The sequence below is a fragment of the Myceligenerans halotolerans genome, from assembly GCF_054782975.1.
The window spans coordinates 1-2,863 of record NZ_BAAGRL010000014.1 but is presented as its reverse complement, the minus strand read 5'-3'; the positions used below and the strand labels follow the sequence as shown (position 1 = coordinate 2,863).

3 protein-coding genes and 1 tRNA gene are annotated in these 2,863 nt (G+C 34.7%); all 4 read left to right on the top strand.

Annotation, left to right across the window (positions count from 1 at the left end):
• Nucleotides 1–2 precede the first annotated feature (2 nt).
• Nucleotides 3–359 (top strand): proton-conducting transporter transmembrane domain-containing protein, encoded by a 357-nt coding sequence (locus ACYVK5_RS11470; protein WP_460704975.1) that lies wholly within the window; start codon nt 3–5, stop codon nt 357–359.
• A 55-nt stretch (nt 360–414) separates the two neighbouring features.
• Nucleotides 415–487: transfer RNA gene (locus tag ACYVK5_RS11465), tRNA-Asp, on the top strand.
• 151 nt (nt 488–638) lie between these two features.
• On the top strand, nt 639–929 hold the full coding sequence (gene nuoK / locus ACYVK5_RS11460) for an NADH-ubiquinone oxidoreductase chain 4L (protein WP_460624616.1): 291 nt from the start codon (nt 639–641) through the stop codon (nt 927–929).
• The coding region (gene nuoL, locus ACYVK5_RS11455; RefSeq protein WP_460704973.1) for an NADH-quinone oxidoreductase subunit L at nt 929–2,863 on the top strand (1,935 nt) is incomplete at its 3' end. The genes nuoK and nuoL, both read left to right, overlap by 1 nt.

The window sequence follows — 2,863 nt, the reverse complement described above, 5'->3', positions numbered from 1 at the left end:
ATATGCCTCTATTTAGTCTAATCTTCTTTATTACTACAATGTGTAATATGGGTGTACCTCTATCACTAAATTGGACAGGAGAAGTAATGTCACTAGCAGGAACATTCCAACAATCACCAATTATTGGTCTACTAGCATCATCAAGTATTGTACTATCAGCATGTTACAGTATTTTCCTGTTTAATCGACTAGCATTTGGTTCATTCTCAAAGTATCTAACATACCCTAAGGATATGTCACGACGAGAATTTATGCTTCTAGCTCCTATGCTTATTGTAGCTGTAGTACTAGGTATTATGCCAAATATTCTACTAACAGATCTACATGTATCAGTAACACAACTACTATATTGTATTTAATATAACATAATTAATATTTACTCCCCTTTAAAGTATATAATTAATAAAAGTATGTGAGGTAGTATCATAATTGGCAATGAACCTCTTTGTCAAGGAGGGTTAAGGCGGTTCGAACCCGCTCTACCTCGTAATAATATGCGAATCTTACGAAAGTAATAGGTAAGAAGATTTCTAATAATCTGCATATCGAATTATTAATATACAAATGTAATATTTGTGCCTTAGATTAAATAAAATATTAATCTTCAATTAAAGACTTTAATCAAAATATATAACGTATTGTCGGTATTTATTAATCACCAGATGACACTATCACTGGTACTATTTCTAATTGGAATTCTAGGATTTATTATGAATCGAAAGAATATTATTCTTATGATTATTTCTATTGAAATTATGCTTCTAGCGGTGACACTACTAGTACTAGTAAGTTCATATAATTTCGATGATATTATGGGACAAACATATTCTATTTATATTATTACTATTGCTGGTGCTGAATCTGCTATTGGTCTTGGTATTCTAGTAGCTTATTATCGACTACGAGGTAATATTTCACTTCGAACATAATGTATCTAGCTATTCTTGCACTTCCTATGTTTGGATCAGCTGTTGCTGGTCTACGAGGACGAACTATTGGTGTTACAGGAGCTCACATCATTACAACAGGATGTCTAATGACATCAGCAGCTCTATCTATTGTAGCTTTCTATGAAGTTGGTCTATCAGGATCACCAGTATCTATTGTTATTGGATCATGGATTGATTCAGAATTTATGCTTGTACAATGGGGATTCCTATTTGATAGTCTTACTGTTTCAATGCTACTACCTGTACTTATTGTATCATCACTAGTACACCTTTACTCAATTTCTTACATGGCAGGAGATCCACATAACCAACGATTCTTTTCATATCTATCTATGTTTACTTTCTTTATGCTTGTTCTTGTAGCAGGAGATAACTACTTTATTATGTTTGTAGGTTGGGAAGGAATCGGGATCTCATCATATCTACTAATTAACTTCTGGTATACTCGAATGCAAGCAAATAAGGCAGGTATGAAGGCTCTAACAGTTAACCGAGTAGGTGATATGTTCCTATCAGTAGGATTCTTTGCAATTTTCTGGGTATTTGGTAATGTAGATTATGCTTCAGTATTTTCAGTAGCTCCTTACATTAACGAAACAGCTATTACTATTATTGGACTACTACTACTAGTTGGTGCTATGGCTAAGTCTGCTAATATTCCTCTACATACATGGCTACCGGATGCTATGGAAGGTCCTACTCCAGTATCAGCTCTAATTCACGCTGCTACTCTTGTAACAGCAGGAGTATATCTAATGCTACGATCATCACCAATTATTGAATATGGTCCTACAGTACTTGTAGTAATTACATGGGTAGGGGCTCTAACAGCATTCTTTGCAGCAACAACAGGTCTACTACAAAATGATCTAAAGCGAGTAATTGCATATAGTACATGTTCACAAATGGGATATCTATTTATGGCAGTAGGACTATCACAATATAATGTAGCACTATTTCATCTAGTAAATCACGCTTTCTTTAAGGCTCTACTATTCCTAGCTGCAGGTGCTGTAATTCATGGTATGGCAGATCAACAAGATCTACGACGACTAGGAGGTCTAGTAAATTTCCTACCATTTACATATACAGCAATTCTAATTGGATCACTATCACTAATGGCACTACCATTTATGACAGGATTCTATAGTAAGGATCTAATTCTAGAAGTAGCACTAGGACAATATGAAGTATCAGGAACAATTGCTTATTGGCTTGGTACAATTTCAGCTGTCTTTACTGCTTTCTATTCATTCCGACTAGTATCTCTAACATTCTTTACAACGCCTAATGCACCTAAGGGTGATTATCTACATGCACATGAAGCTCCAATGATTATTGTAATTCCTCTAGTAATTCTATCTATTATGTCTATTGTATTTGGTTACATTGCTAAGGATATGTTTGTTGGAGTTGGTACTGATTTCCTATCAACAGCTCTATTCCAACATCCAGATCATATTACACTAATTGAAGCTGAATTTGGTCTACCTCTACTAATGAAGCTACTACCAGCTATTGGAAGTCTATTTGGTGCAGGTCTAGCACTATATCTATATCATGTAGTACCAAGTATTACAATTAGTCTAACAAATGGACCTATTGGATATGGTGTTTATTCATTCCTAAATGCAAAGTGGTATTGGGATGCTCTATATAATGGTCTAATTATTGAATCAGGTCTACGGATTGGTCTAGTAATCTCTAAGGTTATTGACCGAGGTATTATTGAACTAACTGGACCATATGGTCTAAGTACAGTACTAACAGGAGCAGGACGATCAGTAGCAACATACGATACAGGAGTAATCACATCTTATGCTCTATATATTATGCTAGGGCTAGTATCACTAATCTTCCTAGTATTTGCACCAACTAATATGGTATTTAATGAATACGGTCTATCACTAATT

Excerpts from the sequence above, each read along its gene's own strand:
- ACYVK5_RS11470 (WP_460704975.1), top strand. The coding sequence starts at position 3 with ATGCCTCTATTTAGTCTAATCTTCTTTATTACTACAATGTGTAATATG.